The 26,643-nt window shown below is 53.5% G+C and carries 18 protein-coding genes, 1 tRNA gene and 2 pseudogenes; 9 read left to right on the forward strand and 12 right to left on the reverse strand.

The features are described 5' to 3' along the window. Positions 1-11: 11 nt before the first annotated feature. Together SPV1_RS10930 and SPV1_RS10935 are read right to left on the reverse strand one after the other, a co-directional pair. On the reverse strand, positions 12-1,541 hold the full coding sequence (locus SPV1_RS10930; RefSeq protein ID WP_040881848.1) for a Fic family protein: 1,530 nt from the start codon (positions 1,539-1,541) through the stop codon (positions 12-14). A 463-nt stretch (positions 1,542-2,004) separates the two neighbouring features. Then, a complete protein-coding gene (locus SPV1_RS10935) occupies positions 2,005-2,241 on the reverse strand; it encodes a hypothetical protein (RefSeq protein ID WP_009851265.1) in 237 nt (78 codons plus the stop codon). A 165-nt stretch (positions 2,242-2,406) separates the two neighbouring features. Here SPV1_RS10935 and SPV1_RS14000 point away from each other — a divergent pair, with 165 nt between their 5' ends. Both SPV1_RS14000 and SPV1_RS14005 read left to right on the forward strand, forming a co-directional pair. Further along, positions 2,407-3,669 carry a diguanylate cyclase domain-containing protein gene (locus SPV1_RS14000; protein WP_050754738.1) on the forward strand — a complete coding sequence of 421 codons (1,263 nt, stop codon included), beginning with the start codon at positions 2,407-2,409 and terminating at the stop codon, positions 3,667-3,669. A gap of 12 nt (positions 3,670-3,681) precedes the next feature. After that, positions 3,682-4,404 carry a putative bifunctional diguanylate cyclase/phosphodiesterase gene (locus SPV1_RS14005; protein ID WP_009851267.1) on the forward strand — a complete coding sequence of 241 codons (723 nt, stop codon included), beginning with the start codon at positions 3,682-3,684 and terminating at the stop codon, positions 4,402-4,404. Between the two features lie 410 nt (positions 4,405-4,814). On the opposite strand, the gene SPV1_RS10945 is transcribed toward SPV1_RS14005, so the two are convergent. The 6 genes and pseudogenes from SPV1_RS10945 to cysC all read right to left on the reverse strand — a co-directional run bounded on the left by SPV1_RS10945 (position 4,815) and on the right by cysC (position 8,608). Next, positions 4,815-4,891, reverse strand: a tRNA-Met gene (locus tag SPV1_RS10945). 119 nt (positions 4,892-5,010) lie between these two features. Beyond that, on the reverse strand, positions 5,011-5,529 hold the full coding sequence (locus SPV1_RS10950; RefSeq protein ID WP_009851269.1) for a transcriptional activator RfaH: 519 nt from the start codon (positions 5,527-5,529) through the stop codon (positions 5,011-5,013). After that, positions 5,522-6,625 (reverse strand): dTDP-glucose 4,6-dehydratase, encoded by a 1,104-nt coding sequence (rfbB, locus tag SPV1_RS10955; protein ID WP_009851270.1) that lies wholly within the window; start codon positions 6,623-6,625, stop codon positions 5,522-5,524. The genes SPV1_RS10950 and rfbB overlap by 8 nt, the downstream gene beginning before the upstream one ends. 48 nt (positions 6,626-6,673) lie before the next feature. Beyond that, entirely contained in the window at positions 6,674-7,576 is a 903-nt protein-coding gene (gene rfbA, locus SPV1_RS10960; RefSeq protein ID WP_009851271.1) for a glucose-1-phosphate thymidylyltransferase RfbA, read from the reverse strand. Between the two features lie 194 nt (positions 7,577-7,770). Continuing rightward, positions 7,771-7,863 (reverse strand): annotated as a pseudogene (locus SPV1_RS14375) (sugar phosphate nucleotidyltransferase); the annotation flags it as partial. Positions 7,864-7,942: 79 nt separating this feature from the next. After that, entirely contained in the window at positions 7,943-8,608 is a 666-nt protein-coding gene (cysC, locus tag SPV1_RS10970; RefSeq protein WP_009851273.1) for an adenylyl-sulfate kinase, read from the reverse strand. Positions 8,609-8,700: 92 nt separating this feature from the next. Between cysC and metH the strand changes: the two genes are divergently transcribed. From metH to SPV1_RS10985, 3 genes are all read left to right on the forward strand, one after another. Beyond that, complete coding sequence (gene metH, locus SPV1_RS10975) at positions 8,701-12,372, forward strand: methionine synthase (protein ID WP_009851274.1); 3,672 nt, start codon at positions 8,701-8,703, stop codon at positions 12,370-12,372. A gap of 85 nt (positions 12,373-12,457) precedes the next feature. Beyond that, positions 12,458-13,126, forward strand: coding sequence for a spermidine synthase (locus tag SPV1_RS10980; protein WP_009851275.1), 669 nt, complete (start codon positions 12,458-12,460; stop codon positions 13,124-13,126). Between the two features lie 27 nt (positions 13,127-13,153). Beyond that, a complete protein-coding gene (locus tag SPV1_RS10985; protein WP_009851276.1) occupies positions 13,154-13,426 on the forward strand; it encodes a VF530 family protein in 273 nt (90 codons plus the stop codon). Here the strand turns inward: SPV1_RS10985 and SPV1_RS10990 are convergent. Together SPV1_RS10990 and SPV1_RS10995 are read right to left on the reverse strand one after the other, a co-directional pair. Further along, positions 13,423-14,040 carry a class I SAM-dependent methyltransferase gene (locus tag SPV1_RS10990; RefSeq protein WP_009851277.1) on the reverse strand — a complete coding sequence of 206 codons (618 nt, stop codon included), beginning with the start codon at positions 14,038-14,040 and terminating at the stop codon, positions 13,423-13,425. The genes SPV1_RS10985 and SPV1_RS10990 overlap by 4 nt on opposite strands. Before the next feature lie 57 nt (positions 14,041-14,097). Continuing rightward, the gene (locus SPV1_RS10995; protein WP_009851278.1) at positions 14,098-15,396 is read right to left on the reverse strand and encodes a diguanylate cyclase; all 1,299 of its coding nucleotides are present in this window, start codon (positions 15,394-15,396) and stop codon (positions 14,098-14,100) included. A gap of 335 nt (positions 15,397-15,731) precedes the next feature. On the opposite strand from SPV1_RS10995, the gene SPV1_RS11000 reads away from it, so the two are divergent. Both SPV1_RS11000 and SPV1_RS11005 read left to right on the forward strand, forming a co-directional pair. Further along, positions 15,732-16,037, forward strand: coding sequence for a hypothetical protein (locus SPV1_RS11000; protein ID WP_018294638.1), 306 nt, complete (start codon positions 15,732-15,734; stop codon positions 16,035-16,037). A gap of 520 nt (positions 16,038-16,557) precedes the next feature. Next, positions 16,558-20,007: a hypothetical protein gene (locus tag SPV1_RS11005; protein ID WP_152909286.1), complete on the forward strand. Its 3,450-nt coding sequence runs from the start codon at positions 16,558-16,560 to the stop codon at positions 20,005-20,007. 35 nt (positions 20,008-20,042) lie between these two features. Here SPV1_RS11005 and SPV1_RS11010 read toward each other — a convergent pair whose 3' ends face one another. Continuing rightward, positions 20,043-20,462, reverse strand: a complete 420-nt coding sequence (locus tag SPV1_RS11010) for a TerB family tellurite resistance protein (protein WP_009851281.1) — start codon at positions 20,460-20,462, stop codon at positions 20,043-20,045. A gap of 155 nt (positions 20,463-20,617) precedes the next feature. Beyond that, the gene (locus SPV1_RS11015; protein WP_009851282.1) at positions 20,618-22,792 is read right to left on the reverse strand and encodes a glutamine synthetase III family protein; all 2,175 of its coding nucleotides are present in this window, start codon (positions 22,790-22,792) and stop codon (positions 20,618-20,620) included. A gap of 532 nt (positions 22,793-23,324) precedes the next feature. On the opposite strand from SPV1_RS11015, the pseudogene SPV1_RS14815 reads away from it, so the two are divergent. Together SPV1_RS14815 and SPV1_RS14010 are read left to right on the forward strand one after the other, a co-directional pair. Continuing rightward, positions 23,325-23,429, forward strand: a pseudogene (locus SPV1_RS14815) (circadian clock protein KaiB); the annotation flags it as partial. Continuing rightward, complete coding sequence (locus SPV1_RS14010; RefSeq protein WP_009851284.1) at positions 23,429-26,542, forward strand: PAS domain S-box protein; 3,114 nt, start codon at positions 23,429-23,431, stop codon at positions 26,540-26,542. The pseudogene SPV1_RS14815 and the gene SPV1_RS14010, both read left to right, overlap by 1 nt. The last annotated feature ends 101 nt before the right edge of the window (positions 26,543-26,643 follow it).

A 26,643-nucleotide genomic window follows, 5' to 3' on the forward strand; every position in this document is an offset into this window, starting at 1 on the left:
TTGTATATCAATCAATCGTTCAAGATTCTGCTTCCGTAGGCTGCCAGAACCGCCTGTTCCATACGGGCGACCTCCTCATCCGACAGAAAATCGAAGTGACTCGAGCGTTTCCGCGCCGAAAGTCTGCCATTGTTTTGCAGGCAGAAGCGAATGATGAAGTCGATCTTCCGGTCGGGCATATCCACGATCGCCTGGATGGCTTTCTTTGTCTCATCGTAGTTGGCCAGAAACGCCAATTCCCGGGCGAGTTCCATCTCAATGGTCTGGTCGATGAATTTGAAGAGTGCCTCCACCTGGGGTGTCATATCGATATAGCGATACCACCTGGCCGTATCATTGTGAACGGTCATGCGGCCATCTTCATCGAGCGAGTATTCTACCAAGGCCATAAGATGCCGTGAGAACGCTTCCAGAGAGGCGTCATAGTCGGAAGGGTTCTTCAGCATGGATGCCGATATGGGAAACATGATGCCTTTAGGCGTAAATCCTCGACGGGCAAGAATATTGTGGATCAGAAAACGGTGGATTCGACCATTACCGTCTTCAAACGGGTGCAAAAAAACGAACCCATAGGCAATAACGGCAGCGTGGACCACGGGAGACACACGCCCCTCGTCCATGCGCTTATGGGCAGTTATCAGACCCTCCATCAGGTCGGCCAAATTCTCAGGCTTCGGACATGTGAAATGTATCCTTTCCGCCTGCCAGGAGATTGTCTCTCCGACATAGTTCTGGCTCGTTCGGTAGTCGGAATCGCGAAATCGTGGATCGACAATGCGATTCTGAAGTTCGATCAAACGCGGCTTTTCGCAAAAGTCTTCCTGCTCTGCCAGTTGAAGCAGCGCTACAAATCGTTCGGTTCTGGTCGATGTGGGCTTAATATGTTCGATCTCAAAAGATGATTTTGTCTCCCTGGTGTACAGATAGCCGAGCGCCCTCTTCAGCAATTCAGGGGAATAACTGGATACCACCCTGCGGCATCGCTTGGGAAGATCGGCTGTTTCGAAGTCGCGCAGGGTTCTCGTGCGACGAACTATTGGGCAAAACCGTGGGTCACCCAGCAAATTGTCGTTGATTCGCTGACGACGAACCCGGCGGGCTAGGCTGACCGTGTAGTATTCATCCGGATCGAGCAGATCAATGTAGTTGCCTTGTTTGACATCGTCGATCGGAAGCATTTTCCCGGTCAGAAACTCGTACAGATACCACAGCCTTCTCGCGTATTTGCCGGTTGGCTTGGAGCGGACGTACTCGAGAAAGTCCTCCTCTGCGACTTCCTGAAACAGGCTGGCGAGTATCGCGAGATTCGTGCCATCATACTTGAGCGCGAATTCAAGATGATCGCCCAGCGTATCTCCCGGCCAATATTTGGGCGGATACACCTCCTCAACGATCCCGCCACTCGAGTCGACCCGGTGGATTCCACGGGTAGCCACCAGGGACCTGTGCCAATTCGGGATTACATCGAGATGATATCGCTCGACAAGTGCCGCATACCCTGCGGGTCTCTCAGTCAACCTGTCCCGAACGTTTTCAGTCATGGCTTTCTCCGGAAAAATCATTACAACAAGAGAATTATAATTATATTATGGAGCAATCCAAGAAAAATGATTACATGAAGCCGTGCTTTACCACTTCCGGCCACCAGAGAAAAATGGTTACAGTAACAGAAATATAGTTATAAAGCCCACTTGTTCGGGTAATTTCATTACGCCAGATTCGTTTATGTTGCGAGAGGCCCCTGACAGATGCGGTCCGGAGCACATCGCATCCCTGAAGCGGCTGACGTTGCACCCCTTGCGATTCATGAAGCCGCTTGCCGACCCCACCGGCCTTATCCCGATCCATGTTGGACGACTCGGTGTTAGAGCAGCATGGAGAGAAGAAAGGGCATGCGGACTGGGCCTACAATGGCGAATTCGGCTATCGGCCGCTGTTTATGTTCATGCGGCGCAACCAGTTGCCCCGCGCATCGGCTCGGAACACGCATGCCCAGCAATGGCTTTAGTCCGTCATCATCTGCCAGCATCCGTATATCCTCCAGCGAACGTCGCCACCATGCAGTATCAGCGCCAGTGCCTGTACATACACGCCGGGACGAAAGCCCTTCGCGCTACCAGGGGCAGGAAGGTGGCGATTGACTTCCTGCCCCAACTTCATCGCAGCGCAGAACTCGCCAAACAGTGCCAGCCCGCCATGCACGGTCAGAATCTCTTCCGTCGCCCCAAGCCATCGTCTCAAGCTTGAATTGTATAACTGTTTGCTTCAGCATCGCTTTACCCCGCTGGTGATTATGGCTTGAACCCTTACAAGCTCACCATCCCAGCGGGGCTTTTGCTTCCTGTGCCAAAATTAATGTCGGATACGGGGTCAACAGAATAATATCATCACACAAGGGACCCTAATGTGAGTATCATCCTTACTGTTTCAATACTTTTACGTCTTGCTGCATTCATATGGTCAATCAAGATATTCAGAAGCCTTAATGACCGCCGCGTACTTTTCCTCTCAGCCATGCTGGCCCTAATGGCATTGAGACAAACCTTAACCCTGATTGATCATAGTGATTCTTTCACGCTCAAATTGCAGATGGAAACGATGCAAGAACTACCAGGATTAATAGTAAGCGTTCTAGCTTTCATTGCTTTATATTACCTGAAAGAAACCATCATGGAGCACAATCAATCTTTAGCTTCCAAATATAAACTCGAGTCACGCTTGGCTGGTATCGTTAACAATGCCTTCGACGCAATCATTACGGTAGATAAAAGTCAAAGAATTGTAACTTTTAATAAAGGTGCAGAGCGCATATTTGGCTACGATGAAGACGAAATCATTGGAGAAAAGCAAGAGGTTCTCATACCCCCGCGTTTTGTGGAGAAACATCGAAAATATATTGACGAATTCCCCATCCATCCAGACAAATCCAGACAGATGAAGGTCGCATCTTCGAAAATATTCGCTCGGCGCAAAAACGGGGAAGAGTTTCCTATTGAGGCGAATATATCCATGACGACCATAGCCAATGAAACATACTTCACTGCAATTCTTAGGGATATAACCAAGCAAACAAAAGCAGAAGAAGACTTAGAACACATGGCATTTTATGACACATTGACAGCCTTGCCGAACCGGCTTTTTTTCCAGAAAATATTGCATCAAAGAATCGCCTCCCTCAACGATTCATTTGCCGTTTTGTCTATAGGTCTAGATCATTTTAAAGCAATCAATGAGACCCTGGGGTATCCGGCCGGAGACATGGCGTTGAAAGCCGTGGCACATCGGCTTCAGCTGTTTGTTGATGACCAGCAGCATATTTCACGCCTTGGGGGCGATATTTTTGCTATCCTTCTTCCGTCGCAAAAGAAATCAGAAAACTACACAAGCCTTGCCGAAAAAATAATAGACACCTTTGCCTTACCAATATCCATTGCCGGTAATGCAATCAACATCGAACTGAGCATCGGCATCGCCATATATCCGTTACATGGAAAAGATGCCAATTCATTGACTGTGTGCGCAGAAACTGCCATGCAATTTGCCAAGTCCACCCATCAACATTTTTCCACATTCGCCCCGGAAATGCAAAAAGATTCGCTGGATCACTTGCAGTTAGTCGGAGAACTCCGTCATGCAATTAAACAGAATCAGCTTGTTCTTCACTATTAGCCCAAGATCGACATGAACACCGCTTGTGCCATTGGTGTGGAAGCTTTAATACGCTGGCAACATCCTGACAAAGGATTTATGTCGCCAGGCATCTTCATCCCGATAGCGGAAAAAACTGGACTCATCCACTCTTTGACCTACTGGGTAATCAACGAAGCTCTTAATCAAGCTAAACTCTGGCGAGAACAGGGGATTGAGTTGTTGATGTCCATCAACCTATCAGTCTACAACCTTCAAGATGAACGCTTGGTTGAACACCTTGGCGAAACATTAAAAACACATGGTATCCCTCCTTCAAATCTTGTGTTGGAAATCACAGAAAGCAGCTTAATGACAAATCCAGAACTAGCTCGTACAACATTGAACCAATTACACTCAATGGGAGTAAAGCTATCCATTGACGATTTTGGTACAGGACACTCATCCCTCGCCTATTTGAAAGACCTTCCCATAGATGAACTCAAGATAGACCAATCTTTCATCTCCAATATCTCGACTGATGAGAAACAAGCGCTCATTGTTCAGAGCACTATCAGCCTAGCTCATAGTCTGGGGCTTACAACAACTGCCGAAGGGCTTGAAACAGAAGATGGCTGGAGACATTTGCAAAACCTTGGATGCAATCTCGGGCAGGGCTACCTTATTAGCAAGCCCCTAGCCAGTGATGACTTAGTGCATTGGCTAACAGAAAGTGATGAGGCCAGAAAAGCATTGCAACTCCAAGAATCCCCTTGATCATGGGAAGGAAAGAAGAACAGAGCGATACGACCTGGTATAGGCATGAGGCGGCCATGGTCAGATTGGCCGATGTGCTGACACCATTCAGATTGTCCTGATTGTGTAAACCCACCAGGTTATCCACAGTTATCAATTCCCCGAGAGATGGAGAGCTATAATCGAGGCTGGCATGGGGGCGACTGTAATGATGACCACGTCGCGCCCCTCCAGCCTTCAGTACCAGCGAGAAAAGAAGCTCACCCCAGTGGATCAGATGGCTCAAAGATACGGTAACCATCGATTCTGAAGCAGCATGCGCATTTCATTGCGCAACCACTTTCACACACCGCACACACACCGAAATCAAAGAAAAGAAAGGGTGGGCTTCCGCCCACCCTCTGTAAGTTGTTGATTTTACTTGCTTTGTTTGGTGGCGCTTCAGGGACTCGAACCCCGGACACGCGGATTATGATTCCGCTGCTCTAACCAACTGAGCTAAAGCGCCTTGGAGGCCGGCATTTTAGGCATAAGTGCATCGGCGTCAATGGCTTTTTTCGAGTGATGGTTATCCATCTTCCGATGCAGCTCATAACGGCCAATGAAGCCGATATTTTTATCGCGTGCCTAGCGCCTGCCTGACGCAAGAACTGCGGTATCTGCCACGACACGCATCGATTTTTTCATCCAGTCGAGCAGAATCAAAGCCCTGTCCTGACCGCGCATTTCAATAAAGACACCTTCCAGACCCTTCATCGCGCCGTCGAGCATGCGCACCTTCTCCCCTGCTCTGAACGGCGATTCAGGCGTAGATGAGACCGCGATCAAACCATTTTCATCATGACGCGCCTGTAATAACGCGATCACCTGATCACTAAGCGGCGGATAGAAGGTACCGAAGGCAACAGGAGCCAACACACCGACCGTACTGCGAATCGTCGTCCAGCGCTGCTCATCTATTGAGAGGTGCACAAACAGGTAACCGGCGAAAAACGGGCGCGGCTGCCAGCTGACCTTACCGGCATGACTGATGCGGGTATTGATCATCGGCAGATAAACTTCAAAGCCCTGCCTCTCCAGATTCGCCGCTGCAAGCGACTCCTGGCGCGGTTTTACGCGTATGGCGAACCACTGTTTATCAGACATCCAGATACCAACGCACCGTTTTTCTGATACCGCTCTCAAACGTCTCTGCCGGTTGCCAGCCCAGTGTGTTGCCCATCTTCGCGGCATCGATGGCATAGCGCCAGTCGTGGCCGGGACGATCTTTGACAAAGGTGATCAGTGATTCGTAACTTGTCATTGGTGATTGGTGATGAGTTGCTGGTGGGTGAAACTCATCCATTAACCGGCAGATTAGCTTGCATATATTCAGATTCGTCCACTCGTTAATGCCGCCTATATTATATACCTCACCCGGCACGCCCCGGCGAATCACCGCATCAATGCCGGCGCAGTGATCCTCCACATAGAGCCAGTCGCGGATATTGGAGCCGTCGCCATAAACAGGGATCGGCTTACCCTCCAGGCAGGATCGAATCACTGTCGGAATAAATTTTTCCCCGTGCTGATACGGACCGTAATTATTCGAGCAGTTGGTGGTTGTTACCGGCAGGCCGTAGGTGTGGAACCATGCCCGTACCAGATGATCGGAACCGGCCTTGGATGCCGAATAGGGTGAATTAGGCGCATAAGCTGTGGCTTCACTAAAGGCGGGATCACCCTGACTCAGCGTACCATACACTTCATCGGTCGAAATATGGTGGAAGCGGAAGGACGCTGGCGCATCGTGACTAGTAACTGGTGACTGGTGACTGGTGACTGCATCTGGCCTCCCATCTGTCGTCTCGCATCCAGCATCTGACGCTCCACCCATCCAATACTGGCGTGCAGCCTCCAGCAGCGTAAAAGTGCCCATCACATTAGTCTGCACAAACACTTCGGGACCGGCAATCGAGTTATCCACATGCGACTCAGCGGCAAAATGGACAATCGTGTCGATATGATGCTCACGCAGCAGTCGATCAATCAACGGGCGATCACAAATATCGCCTTCCACAAATATATGGCGACTCTGGTCCGGCAGCTCTTTCAGGTTATCCGTTGATCCTGCATAGGTCAGCTTGTCCAGATTAATGACGCGCACATCTGCATCACTGGCCAGCATATAGCGCACGAAATTACAGCCGATAAACCCGGCACCGCCAGTCACCAGCATATTGACGGGACGATAGTCACTCATATTTCGATTCCTTTATAAACCTGGGTCTCATCACTCTCCCTCTGAGCCTCAACTCTCGCTCTTTTGCACTGCAAAACTGTGCCTTCCCTCACGCAATCGACGCAACAGGTACTGGCCGTAAGCATTCTTTTCCAGCGCGCGGGCCAGCACTTCCAGTTGCGCGTCATTAATATACCCCTCTTCCCAGGCGATCTCTTCCGGGCAGGCCACTTTCAGCCCCTGCCGTTTCTCAATCACCTCGACATAGAGTGCCGCATCCAGCAACGACTCATGCGTGCCCGTATCCAGCCAGGCTACGCCGCGCCCGAGAGTTTCCACCCGCAGCTCCCCACGCCTGAGGTAGGTCAGGTTTACATCGGTAATCTCCAGCTCTCCGCGAGCCGACGGTTTGAGTCCGGCTGCAATATCCACGACATCGTTATCATAAAAGTAGAGGCCTGTTACAGCCCAGTTACTTTTCGGGTTTTCCGGTTTTTCTTCCATGGACACAACCCTGAAGTCCGACTCGAATTCGACCACCCCATAGCGTTCGGGATCCTGTACGCGATAGGCGAAAACCGTTGCGCCGGAAGCGTGCGCGGCAGCCTGCTGCATCTGCTTTACCATACCCTGTCCATAAAACACATTGTCGCCGAGAATCAGTGCGCAACTATCGGTGCCGATAAAATCCCGACCAATGGTAAACGCCTGCGGCAATCCTTCGGGGTGAGGTTGACTGGCATAGGTAAGGTTGATGCCCCACTGCGAACCATCGCCCAGCAGACGCTCGAACAGCGGCAGGTCGGCTGGTGTAGAGATAATCAGGATATCCCGAATACCGGCCAGCATCAGCGTGGATAATGGGTAGTAGATCATCGGTTTGTCATAAACCGGCATCAGTTGTTTACTGACGGAGAGGGTCAACGGATGCAGACGCGTGCCGGAACCACCGGCCAGAATAATGCCTTTCATTGTGACTCCTGCTCTGTGACTACAGTAAAATGGGCTCCTGCTGATTTGTGAACTCGTACATCTTGTGCTCCACCCCTGCGGGGCGACCTGGACAGGTCGTCCAAATGGGCTCCTGCTGATTTGTGAACTCGTACATCTTGTACTCGTCCCCTTCGGGGCGACCTGGACAGGTCGTCCAAATGGGCTCCTGCCCATTTGTCATAAACCGGCATCAGCTGTTTGCTGACGGAGAGTGTCAACGGGTGCAGACGCGTGCCGGAGCCGCCTGCCGGAATAATGCCCTTCATAATTCAGCCTCTCCTTGAATACCTTTCATCTATCCTCCCGCTTCAATATTTACTGATTCACATCAGGGCCATCGGCATTTTACAGCTTCGCTTTAATAATACCGCAGTCCGTCAGATAGCGAATCACCTGTTCGACACAGAGATCCAGCGGCTGAGAGCCGGTATCCACAATCAACTCCGGTGCATCCGGCTCCTCATAGGGTGAAGATATGCCGGTAAAGTCCTTGATCTCGCCTTTACGCGCTTTGGCATATAACCCCTTCACATCACGTGCCTCACAGTCATCCAGCGAAGCACGACAGTACACTTCAATAAAATCGCCTTCGGGAACCAGTGCGCGCACACGGTCGCGATCAGAGCGAAACGGCGAAATAAAAGCGGTTAATGCGATCACGCCTGCCTGGATAAACAACTTTGCCATCTCCCCGATCCGGCGAATATTCTCTTCACGGTCAGCAGGGGAAAAGCCCAGATCAGAGCAGAGACCGTGTCTGACATTATCGCCATCAAAGACAAACGTACGCATCCCCATGCAGTGGAGCTGCTCTTCCAGTGCATGCGCCAGCGTAGATTTGCCTGCGCCCGAGAGGCCGGTAAACCACAAAATAACAGAGCGATGCCCGTTGGCCGCTTCACGGCGCGTACGGGTAACCGTGGCCTCGTGCCATACAACATTGCTGCTTTTTCTCTTATCCTCAGTATGCACTGCTTGGCCACCCTTCCGGTCAGATTGCAGCCGAATCATGGCCGAATTGCACGGTAATGGCTAATGGCGGCTGATGCATGGCACACATGACACTATTTCTCACATAGACCGGTACTGGTAGGGTCCCGGCCATGACACAAACAGACATTCTCAAACAACAACTTGATCGCCGCATCCTGATTCTCGATGGTGCCATGGGCACGATGATACAGCGTCACCAGCTGGAGGAAGCCGATTACCGCGGTGAACGCTTTGCCGACTGGGCAAGTGAGCTCAAGGGCAACAACGACCTGCTCAACCTGACCCAGCCGGATATTATCCAGGGTATTCATCAGGCCTACCTGGATGCCGGTGCCGATATCCTTGAAACCAATACATTCAACTCCAATACCCCGTCGATGGCCGATTATCACATGGAGGAGTTGGTTTATGAGCTCAATGTCGCCGGTGCCGCGCTGGCGCGCAAAGCCGCCGACGCTTACGCCACGGCAGATAAACCGCGTTTTGTCGCCGGTGTGCTCGGCCCGACGTCGCGCACCTGCTCGATTTCACCGGATGTGAATGATCCCGGTTTTCGCAATGTGCATTTCGATGAGCTGGTTACCACCTACAAGGATGCCACACGCGGCCTGATCGATGGCGGCGCCGATATCATCCTGATCGAAACCGTATTCGATACGCTCAATGCCAAGGCTGCGGTCTTTGCCGTGCAGAGCTATTTTGAAGAGTCCGGGGTTGAGCTGCCGATCATGATCTCCGGCACCATTACCGATGCATCCGGCCGTACCCTCTCCGGTCAGACAGCAACAGCCTTCTACAACTCCCTTGCGCATGCCAAACCGATCTCCATCGGCCTGAACTGCGCACTCGGTGCCGGTGAGTTACGCCAGTATATCGAAGAGTTGTCCGGCACCGTCGCCTGTCGCATCAATGCTCATCCGAATGCCGGTCTGCCCAATGCCTTTGGCGGTTATGACGAGACAGCCGAAGATATGGCTGCCCAAATCAGGGAGTGGGCCGAATCCGGCTTTCTCAACATCATTGGCGGCTGTTGCGGTACGGGCCCTGCACATATCCGCGCCATGGCCGAAGCGGTTGAGGGCATCGCTCCGCGCCCGTTACCGGTACGCGGCGAGACCCTGCCGGTGCAGTGTCGTCTCTCGGGACTGGAGCCTCTGCATATCGATGAGAGCTCACTATTCGTCAATGTCGGCGAACGCGCCAATGTTACCGGCTCTGCCGTATTCAAGCGCCTGATCATGGCCGGCGATTATAATACAGCACTGAACATCTGCCGCGAGCAGGTGGAGAACGGCGCCCAGATCATCGACATCAATATGGATGAAGCGATGCTCGACGGCGAAAAGGCGATGGTTACCTTCCTGAACCTGATCGCCTCGGAACCCGATATCTCCAGAGTGCCGATCATGCTCGACTCCTCAAAGTGGTCGATTATCGAGGCCGGTCTGAAATGCATACAGGGCAAGGGAGTGGTTAACTCAATCTCGCTGAAAGAGGGCGAAGAGGCCTTCATCCATCATGCCCGCCTGCTCCGCCGCTACGGCGCTGCCGCGGTGGTCATGGCCTTCGATGAGGCAGGTCAGGCAGACACCTTTGCACGCAAAACCGAAATCTGTGCACGCTCCTACAAGATACTGACCGAAGTGTGCGACTTCCCGCCGGAAGATATTATTTTCGACCCCAATATCTTTGCTATCGCCACCGGCATTGAAGAGCATAACAACTACGCGGTGGACTTCATTGAGGCGACCGGCTGGATCAAGCAGCACCTGCCCTATGCCATGGTCTCCGGCGGCGTATCGAATGTATCCTTCTCCTTCCGCGGTAATAATCCGGTACGTGAGGCGATTCACTCGGTATTCCTCTACCATGCGATCAAACAGGGCATGGACATGGGCATCGTCAATGCCGGTCAGCTGGCAGTTTACGACGATCTCTCCGAAGAGCTGCGCGAGCGCGTTGAGGATGTTGTGCTCAACCGGCGTGAGGATAGCACCGAGCGCCTGCTCGATATTGCTGAGAAATACCGTGGTGACGGTATCGAGGTCAAAAAGGCCGATGATGAGTGGCGCAAACTGCCGGTAGCCGAGCGACTGGCGCATGCGCTGGTCAAGGGCATCGATACCTTTGTCGATGAGGATACGGAGGAGGCGCGCCTTGCCTTCGCCACCCCGATTGAGGTAATCGAAGGGCCGCTGATGGATGGCATGAATGTCGTCGGTGATCTGTTCGGCGATGGCAAGATGTTCCTGCCTCAGGTGGTCAAATCGGCGCGTGTGATGAAAAAGGCAGTTGCCTGGCTGATGCCCTATATTGAGGCCGGCAAAGCTGTCGGCAGCAACTCATCCAACGGCAAGGTACTGATGGCCACCGTCAAGGGCGATGTGCACGATATCGGCAAGAACATCGTCGGCGTGGTACTGCAGTGTAACAACTTTGAAGTGATTGACCTGGGCGTCATGGTGCCGGCCAAAACGATACTGGATGAAGCCGTCAAACATGACGTGGATATCATCGGCCTCTCCGGCCTGATTACCCCGTCGCTGGATGAGATGGTTCATATCGCCAAAGAGATGACTCGACTGGGACTTACCATCCCGATCATGATCGGCGGTGCGACCACCTCCAAAGCACATGCAGCGGTGAAAATCGAGCCTGAATATGCCCACCCGCTGGTATGGGTCAAGGATGCCTCGCGTGCCGTAGGTGTGGCGCAGAATCTGATCTCGGCACTCAACCGCGACAGCTTTGTTGCGGGCATTCGCAAGGAGTATAAAGAGGTAAGAGAGCGTTATCTGGGTCGTCAGCAGCAGACGGACTGGCTGAGTCTGGAAGCTGCACGAGCCAACAGCACTGGACTTGCCTCCGAGACTCTGGCAGCAGCGCCTGCAGAACCCGGCATCCGCGTCCTGCAGGATATCCCGCTTGCCGAGATTCGCGAATTTATCGACTGGACCCCGTTCTTCTCCGCATGGGAGCTCAACGGCGCCTATCCGCGCATCCTCAACGACCCGCATAAGGGTAAAGAGGCGCAAAAGCTGTTTGACGATGCGCAGCAACGTCTGGATACCATTATCAACGAGAACTGGTTCAGCGCGCGCGCCGTATTCGGACTCTTCCCTGCCCGGGCAACGGATGATGACTCTGTCATTGTCTGGAAGGATGAGGCACACAACGATGAGCTCGCCCGCTTCCATTTTGTCCGTCAGCAGCTGGACAAGAAGGATAGCCGTGCAAACCTCTGCCTGGCCGATTTTATCTCCCGCGAGCAGCATGACCATCTGGGCGGTTTTGCCGTCGGTATTTTCGGAGCCGAGGAGCGTGCCAAAGCCTTTGAGGCGGAAAACGACGACTACAACGCCATCATGATCAAGGTGCTGGCCGATCGTCTGGCTGAGGCACTGGCTGAAATGCTGCATGCCGATGTACGCAAGCGCTACTGGGGTTATGCTGCTGATGAGAAGCTCTCCATGGACGAGATGATCGGTGAAAAATATCAGGGCATCCGCCCTGCGGCCGGTTATCCCGCCTGTCCCGAACACAGCGAGAAAGAGACGCTATGGAAACTGCTTGATGTGGAGAACAACATCGGCATGCAGCTGACTGAATCCTTCGCCATGCTGCCGACAGCAGCCGTATCGGGTCTCTATTTTGCCAATCCTGAAGCGCGCTACTTCACCGTTGGTAAAATCAATCGCGATCAGGTCAGGGATTATGCCCGTCGCAAGGGTTGGAGCATCGAAAAGGCAGAGCGCTGGCTGGCTCCGAATCTGGGCTATTGATTCGCATCTCTGCATTCACCACCGGGCCACAGGGGTCATGCATGCGCTACCCCTGTAGCCTTGTGGCCCGCAGTTTTACCCGGTCATGAAGCCCTATACACTACTCGATACCGCCACCGATCATGGCGGCACACTGCGTCTGTATCAGCGCGGTGATGAGTTTGCTATCCGCGTGGACAAGGCCGGCGAATTGATGAACTCCCGCCTGCACCACTCGGAAGATCTGCTGGCAGATCTGGCCTGCGCCCATATCTCCGGTAAGGCTGATAGCCGCATGCTCATCGGCGGTCTCGGACTCGGCTTTACGCTGGCTGCGGCACTGCGCCATGCCGGCCCCGCTTCAAGCATCGTTGTTGCCGAGTTGATGCCGGCAGTGGTGCGCTGGAATCGCGAATACCTGGGCATACTGGCCGACTACCCGCTACGTGATGCCCGTGTTGAGGTAGCGATTCAGGATGTCGGCAAACTCATGCGCGGGCAACACAACAGCTTTGATGCCATCATGCTCGATGTCGATAACGGGCCGGACGGTTTCACCCGCGATGACAACAGCGCGCTCTACAGCGAGCGCGGGCTAAAAGATGCCTATAACGCGCTGAAGCCCGGCGGTGTATTAACGGTCTGGTCGGCCTCTCCCGATGCCGCGTTTACCAGACGCATGAAGAAAACCGGCTTCAAAACGGATGAGAAACGCGTGCGAGCGCACGCGGCACAGCGCGGCAACCGGCATACAATCTGGATCGGCGTTCGCTAAGCCGGCCACCTGAAGGAATTCAAACGCATGAGTCAGGAACAACCGAACAACCCGCTGCACGGCATCACACTGGAGGCCATCGTCAACAGCCTGGTTGCCTATTATGGCTGGGGCGAACTGGGTATTCATGTCAAAATCCGCTGTTTCAATTCCAACCCGTCGGTTAAATCCAGCCTGCAATTCCTGCGCAAGACACCGTGGGCACGCAGTAAAGTGGAAAATCTCTATCTGGAAATGCTGGAAGAAAAAGAGCGCAAGAACAACTCACCATGGTCCACTATCAAGCAGCCCGATAGTTAAGCCGCTCCGCTCTCTATCCGGCGCATATAGATGGTAAAATCATTGGCCAGATAATCGTCGCGAAGCTCAGCATCCGGACAGATCGTACGGCAATAATCGAGCATCAGATGCGGATCGACACTCTGCAAATCGTGCGCCTTGAGATGGCGTGCATCGAGCATATTAAAGGCTACACCCTTGCGACACAGGTCAAACATGCGGGCGATCATGCCGCGTGCATAAGCGCCCTCATCATGCAACTGCTCATTCATTGCACCGGAGAGGATCACCCAGTCAAATGAGCCTGAGGCAAAATCAAAGTCCGCCAACTCACCGCACAACAATGCGGCATCCGGATGTCTTTGGCTTGCTACGCGAATCAGATCCGGCGAGAGATCAATGCCGGTAAAACTGACAGCCTTGCCCTGCCCTGCTATCCACTGCCTGAAATCAGCAAAGCCGCAGCCCACATCCAGCACCGAATCGCCTGACTCAATGCCGATTTCCGCCAGAACCCGGAAGCGGATCTCCTGAATCTCCCGGCTGCTCCAGTAGAGGGCATTGGGATGATAACCGTGCCTGGTCAGACTGTCCCGGTGCCGGTCGACGATACGTTTGCGTTGTTCTTTTTTCATACCAGCGGATAGTATCAGAACATGGGCCCGGCGAAAGGACAACCGAAGCGTGCAGGATCAGGCAACCTCCACCCTGTTACGCCCGCTCTCCTTGGCCCGGTAGAGCGCCCGATCAGCCATCTCAATCAGCATGGCCGCCTGCATGGTTGCATCAGGAGCCATTGTCGTCACGCCAACACTGATCGTAACGACCTCTGCTGCTTCGGATTGGCTGTGGGGAATTTGCAATGCTGCGATATCACGCAGACACTGTTCAGCCAGACTATGGGCCTGTTCCCGCCCGGTATTGGGCAGCAGCAGCACGAACTCTTCACCCCCATAGCGAGCTATCAGGTCGGTTGTACGCTTGGAGACCCGACTAAGAGCCGCGGCGATACGCTTGAGGCAATCGTCACCAGCCAAGTGCCCGTAAGTATCGTTATACAGTTTGAAATAATCGATATCGATCATAACCAATGCCAACTGCCGCCCTCCTCCGCGCCTGGCTGCCGCCCACTCCCTATCCAGCAGGGTATCAAACATGCGCCTGTTGGCTACTCTGGTCAGGCCATCCTGATAGGAATATCTCTCCAGTTTATCATTCATCTCCTGAAGCTCGCTTATCAGTTTCAGGCGCTCGGATACTATTGCCCTGTTATGCCTGAATGCATAAACAATTCCCGATAAACCAACCAGCCAGATCAGGCCATATGATTTCCACAATAAGACTGTTACATCAGATACGTGTTTCAGATAAGTTGCCATGGGTACAGCCACATCCAGCCCGCCACTAAAATCTCCGACCTGATAACCCTGATTGCCATGGCACTTCAAACAGCCCTGCTCTATAAACAACGGTCGCATCAGACGCATATAAGTAACACCGTCGATCTGGGTGATTTCTTTCACCTCTGCCGCTCCCTGCTTCAGAGCCTTCAACGACTTCGCCTCCCAGCTGTCCGGCTTATTCTTCGGATCAAGCAGCTTATCCTCGAATGTGGTTAACTTTTCTTTTACGGCATACCGGCCGGTGCCCCCGCTCTTCATCTGGCGAATTATTGCCGACGGGTTCATCAGCGTCAGTCGCATACCAGAGAGCGTTGTCAGATCCCGTTCCGGCATTGATGCCATGCCGGGGTTGGGCTGATTATCTTTATTAACAGGCACATAGACACCACCGTGCGAGGCAGCCCACAACCTGAAAGTTTTATTTTTGTCAAAATTGGCGCGGGCCTCGGTAACGGCTTCCCTCAGCGTATGCTCTTTTTCAACAGCAACATTCCAGTACAATGAAGCTATAACAATGGCTGTCCATAGCAGTATGACAAAGATCATCCATTTGGAAAGATGCGCCAACTCAACCTGTGGTTCCGACATACGCCCTGCTCCACTCCGTTTTTATTTCCCCGACTCAACACTTGCCCGGAGGGGAGTGGCCCTCACCACCCCCGCATCGACAACCCAATACAGGTTACTCTTGTCAGCACCGGCTTGCAATTTTTTACCCCCCTTCTCCAAACAGGCAGCCTGGGTTGTGCGCGTGTGCTTTCCCCGAGCCTTCCGGCAGGCGAGTGGAGCAACCCCATGCACCCTGCTTTGATGATTTGCTTGATCTAATCTGTTTACACACTAATCTCGGAACCTGTTAACCACGATAATTGTGTATATGGAGAGCTTGCACTGATCAGAATACCCCATTGAGAGGTCTGACTATGTTAAGAGTAAATGTATCCGGTCTGCACTATCAATATCAGCCCACCAGTCGAATGGAGAAGCAACAGTCCCACCCCGACTGGGAAATTGAAACTATCAATGCACCGTTCAGTTTTCACACCGTACACATTGCCAGCCACGGCAAACTGAACAAGGTAGCTTCCGTGGACGATGTTGCGGAACAATTCCTTGAGGGTGGCGGCAGCATCGTCCGTCAGAAGCTGACCATCCCCGGCATCGCATCACTGATCAGCTGTCAGGATGCTATCGGTCAGGTGTTCTCCTTCATCGAAGAGAATCAATAGGGTCTCACCTGTTGATCGCGTTTACCTGCTTATGCAGGTATGTTGTTGAATTGATGAGATCTCCTGCATGCTCCGGGAGAAAGATCGTTGGCGGCGGTCAGGAGGGTGTCGGCCTGTATTAACAGCGCAGGTGGAGACTCTCATCGTGACACCCGATGTAGTGATACCTGAAGCACGGTCAGTTGTGATGAGGCTGCTGCTTTGCATAAGTCGGCAAGCCCGCGATCCCGCGTCGATAGTGCAGAGCAGAAATATAAATGCCTGTTGAACAAGCAGCCATGCAAATTTATTCACCATATCAAGCGATACCTTGAAAGAGCAATCGTTGAAAAACAAGGCACTTCGACTTGGCCCACCGATTGCTCAATATTACTGATGTGTTTTCACGTTAGCAGAAAAACAGATCCGCAAAGACTCTAACCCGGATCTGTTTGATGCCCGTTTGCATCGCTGTTGCATGCTGGCAGCATGAGTCTGCCGGGTGCCATGTAGAAAAAACGCCACACACTGGATGTATGTTATGACTGAAACTGTAATCACCCACAACAAGGAACAGAATACTGCCCCACCGCATGTATGGCATCAGCTGATCAATCTGAAGCTGGCAGCGCTTGGTATGCCTACCTGTCACCTGAAAGAGGGTGATTACACCTATCTTGCGATGGCCGACAGCGTGCTCAAACGCTATGCCCGGCTAAGGCGCTTGCTCTCCGCCTACCGCTGCCCTGTCGACCAGCGTATTCAGGGTTTCCTTCATGCATATCTGTCTGAACATGGTGTGGATCAGACGGTCGAAATTCCCGGCACGACCCTGATTGTGGATAAGCCCGGCATGGCGCGCGAGATGTCTCTGCCGGTGAACGGCAATCACTTCCACTCGGACATCGTTGACTCTTACCGCTTGCTGCAAGGTGCACTGCACAACCCGAAAAATGATCGCCGCACCACCAAGGGTGTATTCCACATCGCTGCCGGCAACCTGCCTGTGCCTGCCGACAAGAAAGAGGTGCCTGCCGCCGTGTTCGGCGCCTTGCTGAAAGAAGCATTTAACCCGCCCGAGTGGCTGCTTGAGCTGCCCGCAACCTGTGAGGAGCCTGAAAAAGCCAGACTCTGGGTCTCCCTGCTGCTGCGCCCGACGGTGCGCCCTGAAGTTAAAGGCGTATTGCCTGCCAAGAGCCTTGAAGTACGCATGTTCGCTCCCGGTGGACTGGTCTCCAATCTTGATTTCGTGGAGTCCATCTTCGGCAATGGCGGTGATCCGTTCCTGCCGGAAAACGATGCAGCACTCGATATCGAGCACTGGACCGGTCAAACCGGCTGCATCATTCTCGCTCCGCATCTGGTGGGCTTAAAGAAAAAGGATCTTGGCCTGCCCTGCTTTGCTGATGCCAGCGAACGTCAGCGCCGCGACGGTATGTGCTGGCAGAGTGAGGATGAATTATACAACGAGGGCAATGCCTTCAAGCTCGTATGCCGCGATATGCGCGGTGTGATTGTCACCATCATTGCCGACAACTATTTCGGTTACAGCAAGAAAGAGATCAAATCGCATATCAGCTACTCGGCCAACCTGTTCGGCGGCTGCGAGGAGGAGCATGCCGGCGGCGCGCTCGCCTTCCCGCGCTACAATCTCGGTGAGATCTATCTGCCGCGCTCCAGTGACATGGTTGACAGCCATACCTTTGCCGACCTGTGCGAACGGCTTGGTGACAGGGTTGAGCTGCAGGCCGAAGGCTATGCCCTCGACAAGCGTTTCCCCGAAATCATCTATGTGCCGGAAGACACGCAGATCAACCTGCATGACCTGAAGGTAAGCTGGCAGGGAAAGAATGGCCCGCAACATATCAAGTTACTGGTAAAAAATACCTTTATCTACCCGAGCGGCTTCAGGGTACATCTGGAGCGCCACCCCGATGCGCCAAGCTGGCGGCTGATCGGCACCATCGGTGAAGGCACATTCTGCCATAAACCGAGTACGGTATCCGGTGGAGGCAAGTCGGAAATCTCCAAGTCCATTGCAGGTGCAATCCTCTCCGGGCCAACCTATGTGGGAGATTTTGAGCAGGATATGGACCAGGTCAGGGCTGTATTCGAACGCGACTACTCCACCCGCTTCCGCAACCCGGGATCAAACAAACCGGATACACGCAGCCTGTTGAGCAGAGAGCGCAGTCTGGGTTCGGTGATCAAGCTGTTAACGCCATCTCTCAACGACTATACCGATGAGTACAATCAGTGGCTGGAGAGCATCCCGCAACACATCCTGGCACTGGTATTCATGATCAAGCGTTTCTACAGAACCGCATGGGGGCGCGACTGGGATCAGCACTTTTCCGTGGACAAGGTGAATGGTCATCCGGGTCATGAACTGCGCCATCACGGCCGCAAACTGATGGCAAGCTACCTGCGTGTCGGATTCGGCACCGACGGCAGCTGGCGCCTGTTCAAGCTGCGGCAGGACTATATCGCATCCGACAAACTGCAGATGGAGGATGACATCACCGCTTCGACCGTGATTCCAGTTAGCTATGTAGAGGGGCTGAATCCCGAATTCGACCACCCGAGCATCAAACTGACGGATAACTGCGAACTGCGCCTGTTTCAACGGCCTGACGAGGCGATCAACAGAGGTGCGGATCTGCAGACCGAATCCGACCTCTCTTCAGGCAACAGCTTTATCTCCAACTTCGAACCGATGCAGCGCGACGATGCACAGGAGATGGTCGAGGATGTGGTGCACTTTGAGAAATTTAGCCCACCGATGCAGGGTCTGATACACAATGCCGCCGGCATGGATGACTCGCTCTATTTCGTCTCCTCGGCGCATCCGCGTCTGGTGGACGGCAAGCCCAGCCAGAATGTGCGCTACCTGCAGGACAGACCTGATCTGGCTGATCCACACTCCGCCTATCTCGCGGAAATCAGCACTCGCTTAAAGCGCGGTTTGAGATCGGAGCAGCCGGTGCATTTTCCGGTCAATGCCGTACTCACAGGACGGCGAAACAATCCGCCGGGGCCGGGAGCCAGGTCGCTGGCGGTCTATAATCCGATTCACTATCAGGAACTGCCGGAATTGTTCATGGACTTTATCTGCAGCCTGACCGGAAAATCACCATCGACAACCGGTGCCGGTTCCGAAGGCGCACTGACCAAGGGGCCTTTCAACTCGCTCTCAGCCACGGCTGATCTGAACAGTGCACTGGTATCCTTCATCCTGTGCGGCTACGACGGCTTCTCCACCGCGGCCGGTCATATCGGAGCAGACCGGCGCATTGATCATGATATCAGCATGCTGATTCCGGAAATCTGGTGTCGCCTGCCGGCCAGAGTGCAGAAGCCTGCTTTCATGATCGAACAGGGCTATCTGGAAAAGCTTGAAGACTTTGAATTTGAGGGCAAGACCGTGCTCGCCAGCCGACTTGGTTATCGTATGACAGAGCGCTTTATCCAGGATCATTTCGGCAAGTTATTCGACAGACCGATGGCCGTCTTCGATGAAGCCATGCTCAAGCCTGAAACCCAGGGCATGGCGGACTTTGTCGATGGCATCAATAACATCTGCGAAGCCCAGCAACGCGTGGCAAACGACTATTTTCTCGATGGCTCCATTGATGATGCCTGCCCGCCACTCAAGGCACTGCTCCACATCATGGCACATGGCACATACGAAGGCATGAGCGTGGATGATCCATCGATCCGTCATCTCTTCACCCGCGAATATCTGATTGAGAGCGACTGGTACAAAGAACGGCTGAGCATCAAACAGTCCAGAGATACTCAACTCTGGCTTTCGCACAGAGAATATCTGAGCAGCCAGCTGCAAGAGCTTGATGAAGACGAGTCGGACAGACGCCTGCATCTGAGCGAACGCATCACAGAGGCGGACAGAATGATCGGCAAGGTGTCAGGCAGCGCCTATCTGGAACGGCTCAACGGCACACTGGGTGCAGACTGGATTCACCGGGAGTAAACAGCATCCCCTCTCCCGCCAGGAGGAAACGATAATCAGTGGCTGTCGACCTTGATGCACTTCTCGAAGAATTCGTTGTCTTTGATATCCAGCAGCTCGGCCACCCGGTAAAAGAAGGCTTGCTCATCCCGGTCTGTTTTGCCATTTGTCCGGGCAACAGCCCAGATATCCCTGAGCAACTGCACCCGCTCACGCACCGGCAGATTATCGCGCAACTTGCCGGCCAGAGTATCAATATCCTCCACAGACTGCTGATCGAAAGCAATGAGTTTGCTGCGCACAGTGGCCGGATCAAGCCTATAAACGCGTTCGATGGTATGGATAACGCCTCCGAGCTCTTTTGCATCCGCCTTGCCGTCAACCCACGCCATCTGCAGCAACAGTTTTAAAACAAGGTCCTGCAGCGCTTCAGCACTGAGTTTTTCCGTCTTATGCCCGAACAGGTGGAATGTCATATCATCTCTCCTCTTGTTACCGGAGCCATTATAGCAGCAAACATTCACCGACGCGCGTAATCAACAAAAACAGTGCCCGAAGCCGGCAGGCAGCGGTCCGCTCTGGCACAAAAAAAGGCCGCCCTGAGGCGGCCTTTTTCAACGAACATGCTGCTCTATTTGATAAACAGCATCTCACGATATTTTGGCAGCTGCCATAACTCATCAGCCACTTCCGCCTCCAGAGCATCCGCATGCAGGCGGACTTCATCCATCAGAGCGCGAATATCTTTGGCCATATACTGCATGTGCGCCTCGGTGGAATCAAAATCGTGCGTCTCCAGCGCAGCACTGAGTTTTGTTACAGCAGCCATCATGGCATTGGTTTCTGCTGCAACTGTTTCTGCAACACCATGATCCAGTTTGATATTCAGCTCAGCCATGTTTGCACCTGCTGCGGCAAGCTCGGAAAGATAGGTAACAGCAGCAGGGTAAATCATGGATTTAGCCATCTCCACGACCAGTTTTGCTTCCAGCTCAATGGCCAGAATATACTGCTCCGAATAGACCTCAAAACGACTCTCCAGCTCAACAGGTGACAGTACGCCGGTAGTTGCAAACAACTTTTTGACCGACTCCTCGCGTAGTGCAGGCAGTGCATCGGCTGTGGTCGGAATATTTTTCAGACCACGCTCTTCAACAGCCATGGTATGCCAGTCGCTGGAGTAACCATCACCACCGAAGACGGCATTGCCGTGCTCTGTGATAAGCTGCTTAAGCACACTAATCACTGCATCTGCCTTGCAGCTGGCCGTGACCAGTTCAGCTTCAAGCTTTTCAGCAATCCATGCAAGCGAGTCAGCCAGCATGGTATTCATAACAACCAGAGGACCGGAAACCGACTGCCCTGAACCTACGGCGCGGAACTCAAAGCGGTTGCCGGTAAATGCAAAAGGAGATGTTCTGTTGCGATCACCCGGATCACGTTTGAAGTTGAGGATTTGAGACAGACCAAGATTCATCTCACCACCGGCTTCGGTTACAGTGAGTTTGCCGTCCTTGATATCCTTGAACAATTTCTCCAGCTGATCACCCAGATAGACGGACATGATTGCCGGTGGCGCCTCATTGGCACCGAGCCTGTGATCATTGGAGGCTGTGGCAATAGCCGCGCGCAACAGCGGCCCGAACAGATGAACACCACGAATTACTGCACCACAAAAGAGCAGGAAGTTCAGATTGTCATGGGGTGTATCACCCGGATCAAGCAGGTTACCCTGTGTTGCATTGCCGACCGACCAGTTCACATGTTTACCTGAACCATTGATGCCTGCAAACGGCTTTTCATGCAGCAGGCAGAGGAAACCATGTTTCTTCGCGCTGTTTTTCAACACCGTCATCAACAGCTGCTGGTGATCGGCAGCAACGTTTGCAGCTTCAAAATAGGGTGCAATTTCAAACTGCCCCGGCGCAACTTCATTGTGATGCGTTTTGGCAGGAATGCCGAGTTTGTACAGCTGCTCTTCAAGATCCTGCATGAAAACCTGAACACGCTGTGGAATTGCTCCGAAATAGTGATCATCAAATTGCTGGCCTTTGGCTGAGGGAGCGCCAAAAAGGGTGCGGCCGGCAAGCAACAGATCAGGACGGGCCGCAGCAAAGTTGGCATCAACAAGGAAATATTCCTGTTCGGCACCGCAGCTCGAGTTCAACGGAGCAATCTCGGTCTCCCCCATCAGGGAGAGTACTTTCTGTGCAGCCTTGTTCATCGCTGCATTGGAACGCAGCAGCGGAATTTTCTTATCCAGTGCTTCACCGGTCCACGACATGAATACGCTTGGAATCGTCAGGGTTGCACCATTCTCTGTCTGCATAATATAGGCAGGGCTGGTTGGGTCCCACGCGGTATAACCGCGCGCGGCATTGGTCATGCGAATGCTGCCATTCGGGAATGATGAGCCGTCCGGCTCACCCTTGATCAACAGGCTGCCGCTGAATTCGGTGATGGCATTGCCATCGGAGTTTGTCACGATAAAACCGTCATGCTTTTCGGCAGAGACATTGGTCATCGGATAGAAGATATGCGAGAAGAACTTGGCACCCTTGCCCATCGCCCACTCTTTCATGGCCGCAGCCACAACCTCGGCGGTAGCCGCATCCAGCGGTGCGCCTGTCTGAACCGTTTTCTTGATGGCCTTGAAAGCGCTCTTGGAAAGACACTGCTCCATGGTCGCCAAATTGAACACATCGCTTGCCCAAATTTCACTCAGTGGCTCCGGTTGCGCTACAGCCGTAGCGCTACAGTTTGTAATTTGATGAATGGCTTGCAGCCGTGATTCATTTCCGCTCATGTCTGTTCTCCAGTTCTTGTATAGAAATTATTAGCATTGAATTAGCAATGATAATGCCACTAGCAGATATGTTGATTTATCTATGTTTACAACGATTTCACCGCGAATAGTGATGAATTAATAAGCATTCAACTCTTATAATACAGGCACCCTCAGGCAGGCACCCTGACGCAATCAGCGTTGCGCCCGCCCCGGCCGGATCACAAACGGACAAGCCAGCTGAGCCCCCCTCTTACGGAGTTCATCCTTGCACAAGTATATTTTGGTCAGTGAAAGGACAGCTCCGGCACACTGCATCATCGATGAAGATGCTGTGTGCCGGAGTAATTGGTACGCGACATATCCGGTAATTTGGATAAATTGGAAATAGGGACTATACTGACCGTTCAGCCACTCTTCTATGTGGGGAGACATCATGGTCAAAGCGAAGAAACACCACTCTCAAACAAACCCGATCACAGGGCTGAAGAAGTGCCCGACCGGCATCAACGGTCTGGATGAGGTTACTCTTGGCGGCCTACCGCAGGGGCGGCCAATAATCATCAGGCAACTCCCGGGACCATTGAAGCGCATCATCGGCGACCTGTCGGGTACCAAGCGCGTGCTGGTGGGACTGGATATACGAAATAAACAGTGATGCCGAACCAGCCCAACCCCACAGTCGAACAACTCGTTGCAGAAAACGAAACGCTGCGCGCCCGGCTGGATGAAGCCGAAGAGACCTTGCGTGCCATGGGCGATGGGGCGGTCTCCCTCTCCGGCGACGGGACCATCCTCTATAGCAACGCCCGCTTTGCCGAAATGGCCGGGATTTCGTTCAAGAAAATCGTCGGGATGTCATTCCATGGCATGATCGCCGAACAGGACCGGAAGCGTTTCACCACGATGCTGGCTGGCGGGATGAAAAAGGCCGTGCACGGAGAACTGGCGCTACAGGCATGCGATGACACCTGGATACCCGTCCATCTCTCCATCTTTCCCCTGTCGGATAGCGGAGGCAAAGCGATCTCCGTCGTAGTCACTGACCTGACCGAGGTCGCCGCCGCCACGGCGGTACGGTTGCGGCTGGCGCTGATTGTCGAATCCTCTGACGATGCCATCATCTCCGTTACACTCGACGGTGTCGTGGAAAGCTGGAACCGGGCAGCCGAAATGCTCTACGGCTACACCGCCAGGGAAGCGATCGGACAACCCATCGAGTCCCTGATTGTCCCCCCCGAGCATTTCGATGAGGTGAAGGCGGAACTTGCGGCCATCCGGCTCGGCAAGCCCACTCGGTACACGGACACCGTGCGGCTGCACAAAAATGGAACCCCGGTCGAGGTATCGGTCAAGGCATCGCCCATGCTTGATAATACCGGCAAGGTTGTCGGTGCTTCCGTCAATGCGCGGGATATCAGTGCGCGTAAGCGGGCGGAAGAGGAGCGGGATCGGGCCATGTCGCAACTGCAGCAGTTCCGCGATCTTCTTGATGATTCGAATGACAGTGTGTTTGTCGTCGATTCCGTTACCGCACGCATCGTGGACATCAACAAACGGGCATGCACCTCGCTGGGATACCCCCGTGACGAGTTGCTTCGTATGAGCGTCATGGAATTCGGCGCCAGGATGACAGATTTCGCCGCATGGAGTGATCATGTCCAGAGGGTAAAAAAGACCGGGACCACGCTTCTGGAGGACGAATTCAGGCGAAAGGATGGCAGCAACTTCCCGGTAGAGATTAGCGTCAAGCACATATCCCTAGAAGGGAACGACTACATCGTAGCGATCGCCCGCGACATCACCGAGCGCCAGCTGGCCGAGCAATCACTGAAGCGCGAGCGCGATTTCAACAAGCGGCTGGTGGACGTGGCGCCAGTCATCATTCTGACCCTGGACCCGCAGGGTCGGATCGTAAGTTTCAACCGTTATATGGAGAACCTTTCTGGTTACAGCCTGAGCGAGGTTGAGAGAAAAGAGTGGTTCGATCTGTTTTTGCCCGAATCAATTCGTGAGCCAACACGGGAACTGTTTCTGCGTGCCATTCACGACACCGAAACCCATGGAAATATCACGCCCCTCCTGACGAAGGATGGCGAAGAGAAAACGATTGAATGGTACGACAAGACGCTTAAAGATGTTACCGGGCAGACCATGGGCCTGATCGCCATCGGTCTTGATGTGACGGACAGAATCAAGGACCGGGAAGCACTGAAGGAGAGCGAGCAGCGATTCCAGCTAGCCATGGAGGGTGCCAACGACGGCCTGTGGGACTGGAACCTGTTGACCGATGAGGTCTACTACTCACCGCGTTGGTTTTCGATGCTCGGCTATGAGGCGGATGCCTTTCCTCCCGTGCTGGATACCTGGTCGCGTCTTGTTTATCCGGATGACAAGGAGAGGGCTCTGCAACGCGTGCAGGATTATCTCGAAGGCCGTGCCGATGATGTGGAGATGGAAATACGCATGAAGCATCGGGATGGCCATGATGTGATCGTGCTCTCCCGAGCCATCAAGGTGAATCGGGAGTTGGATGGCAAGCCGGTACGCCTGGTCGGCACCCATGTGGATATCACCCAGCGCAAGCAGGCGGAGGAATCGTTGCGCCACCTCAACCGGGCCCTGAAAACCCTGAGCTCCGTCAACCATACGCTGGTGCATGCACAGGACGAAGAACAACTGTGGCAGGGGGTATGCCGGGCAGCTGTCGAGGAGGGTGGCTACCTGCTGGCCTGGATCGGCTATGCCGAGGAAAACGAGACGAAATCGGTCAGGGTGATGGCCTCGCATGCGGTCAAGCCCGGCTATACCAACGGCATCCGGATCAGTTGGGCCGATGTGCCCGAGGGTCGCGGCCCGACCGGCATGGCGATACGTACCGGAAAGTCACGATATATCCAGGATATTGGCCATGACCCGGCCATGGCACCGTGGCAGGAAAATGCGCTGGCCTACGGCTACAAGGCCTGTATCGCACTGCCGCTATTTGAAAACGGCAAACCCTTCGGGGTGCTGACCATCTATGCGGCGGAACCGAATGCCTTCAACAACAAAGAGGTTGCCCTGCTGGAGGAGATGGCCGGGGATCTGGGCTACGGCATCCACATGCTGCGTACCGGCATCGAGCGCGACCTCTCCCGTGTCGAGCAACAGCACACGCTTGAGCAACTCAGTGAAGGATTGGAAGCGACGGTGCAGGCCGTTGCCACGACCGTGGAAATGCGTGATCCCTATACGGCCGGTCACCAGCGACGAGTCGCCATTCTGGCCGTGGACATCGCGCGGGAAATGGGCTTGCCGGAGGAGATGATCAAGGGCATCCACCTTGCCGGGACGATTCACGACCTGGGAAAGATCAGAATTCCTGCAGAAGTTCTTTCCAAACCCGGCAGGCTCAGCGATATCGAATATCAGATCATTCGGGAACACCCGCAATCGGGATACGACATCATGAAAGGCGTGAAATTTCCCTGGCCGATTGCGGACATCATCCGGCAGCACCACGAAAGACTGGACGGTTCGGGCTACCCGCAAGGCCTCAGAGGTGAGCAGATCCTGCTTGAAGCAAAAATCATGGCCGTGGCCGATGTGGTAGAAGCGATGTCCTCGCACCGCCCCTATCGTGCGGGACTGGGTATAGATGTGGCACTGGCGGAGATCGAAGGCAACCGTGGAAAAACATATGAGGCAAAGGTGGTGGACGCTTGCCTCAAGCTCTTTCGCGAGAAGCATTACATGCTGGAAGGCCAGCCGGGTCCCACTCCTGAATAAGAGAGGTTCGCCCTGAGTGGTGAAACACAGCTGAAGTCCTTTTTCCGGCTTTACTTATGTGCCAGTCACCGGAGAGGCTTGATGCCAGAAATGAGTCGCCA

It is taken from the genome of Mariprofundus ferrooxydans PV-1 (assembly GCF_000153765.1).
Classification (GTDB): Bacteria; Pseudomonadota; Zetaproteobacteria; order Mariprofundales; family Mariprofundaceae; genus Mariprofundus; species Mariprofundus ferrooxydans.

What these genes read in the sequence shown, in the direction of transcription:
- SPV1_RS10930 (WP_040881848.1), bottom strand. Translation starts at nt 1,541, where the DNA reads ATGACTGAAAACGTTCGGGACAGGTTGACTGAGAGACCCGCAGGGTAT.
- SPV1_RS14005 (WP_009851267.1), top strand. Translation starts at nt 3,682, where the DNA reads ATGAACACCGCTTGTGCCATTGGTGTGGAAGCTTTAATACGCTGGCAA.
- SPV1_RS10950 (WP_009851269.1), bottom strand. Translation starts at nt 5,529, where the DNA reads ATGTCTGATAAACAGTGGTTCGCCATACGCGTAAAACCGCGCCAGGAG.
- rfbB (WP_009851270.1), bottom strand. Translation starts at nt 6,625, where the DNA reads ATGAGTGACTATCGTCCCGTCAATATGCTGGTGACTGGCGGTGCCGGG.
- rfbA (WP_009851271.1), bottom strand. Translation starts at nt 7,576, where the DNA reads ATGAAAGGCATTATTCTGGCCGGTGGTTCCGGCACGCGTCTGCATCCG.
- cysC (WP_009851273.1), bottom strand. Translation starts at nt 8,608, where the DNA reads ATGATTCGGCTGCAATCTGACCGGAAGGGTGGCCAAGCAGTGCATACT.
- metH (WP_009851274.1), top strand. Translation starts at nt 8,701, where the DNA reads ATGACACAAACAGACATTCTCAAACAACAACTTGATCGCCGCATCCTG.
- SPV1_RS10980 (WP_009851275.1), top strand. Translation starts at nt 12,458, where the DNA reads ATGAAGCCCTATACACTACTCGATACCGCCACCGATCATGGCGGCACA.
- SPV1_RS10985 (WP_009851276.1), top strand. Translation starts at nt 13,154, where the DNA reads ATGAGTCAGGAACAACCGAACAACCCGCTGCACGGCATCACACTGGAG.
- SPV1_RS10990 (WP_009851277.1), bottom strand. Translation starts at nt 14,040, where the DNA reads ATGAAAAAAGAACAACGCAAACGTATCGTCGACCGGCACCGGGACAGT.
- SPV1_RS10995 (WP_009851278.1), bottom strand. Translation starts at nt 15,396, where the DNA reads ATGTCGGAACCACAGGTTGAGTTGGCGCATCTTTCCAAATGGATGATC.
- SPV1_RS11000 (WP_018294638.1), top strand. Translation starts at nt 15,732, where the DNA reads ATGTTAAGAGTAAATGTATCCGGTCTGCACTATCAATATCAGCCCACC.
- SPV1_RS11005 (WP_152909286.1), top strand. Translation starts at nt 16,558, where the DNA reads ATGACTGAAACTGTAATCACCCACAACAAGGAACAGAATACTGCCCCA.
- SPV1_RS11010 (WP_009851281.1), bottom strand. Translation starts at nt 20,462, where the DNA reads ATGACATTCCACCTGTTCGGGCATAAGACGGAAAAACTCAGTGCTGAA.
- SPV1_RS11015 (WP_009851282.1), bottom strand. Translation starts at nt 22,792, where the DNA reads ATGAGCGGAAATGAATCACGGCTGCAAGCCATTCATCAAATTACAAAC.
- SPV1_RS14010 (WP_009851284.1), top strand. Translation starts at nt 23,429, where the DNA reads ATGCCGAACCAGCCCAACCCCACAGTCGAACAACTCGTTGCAGAAAAC.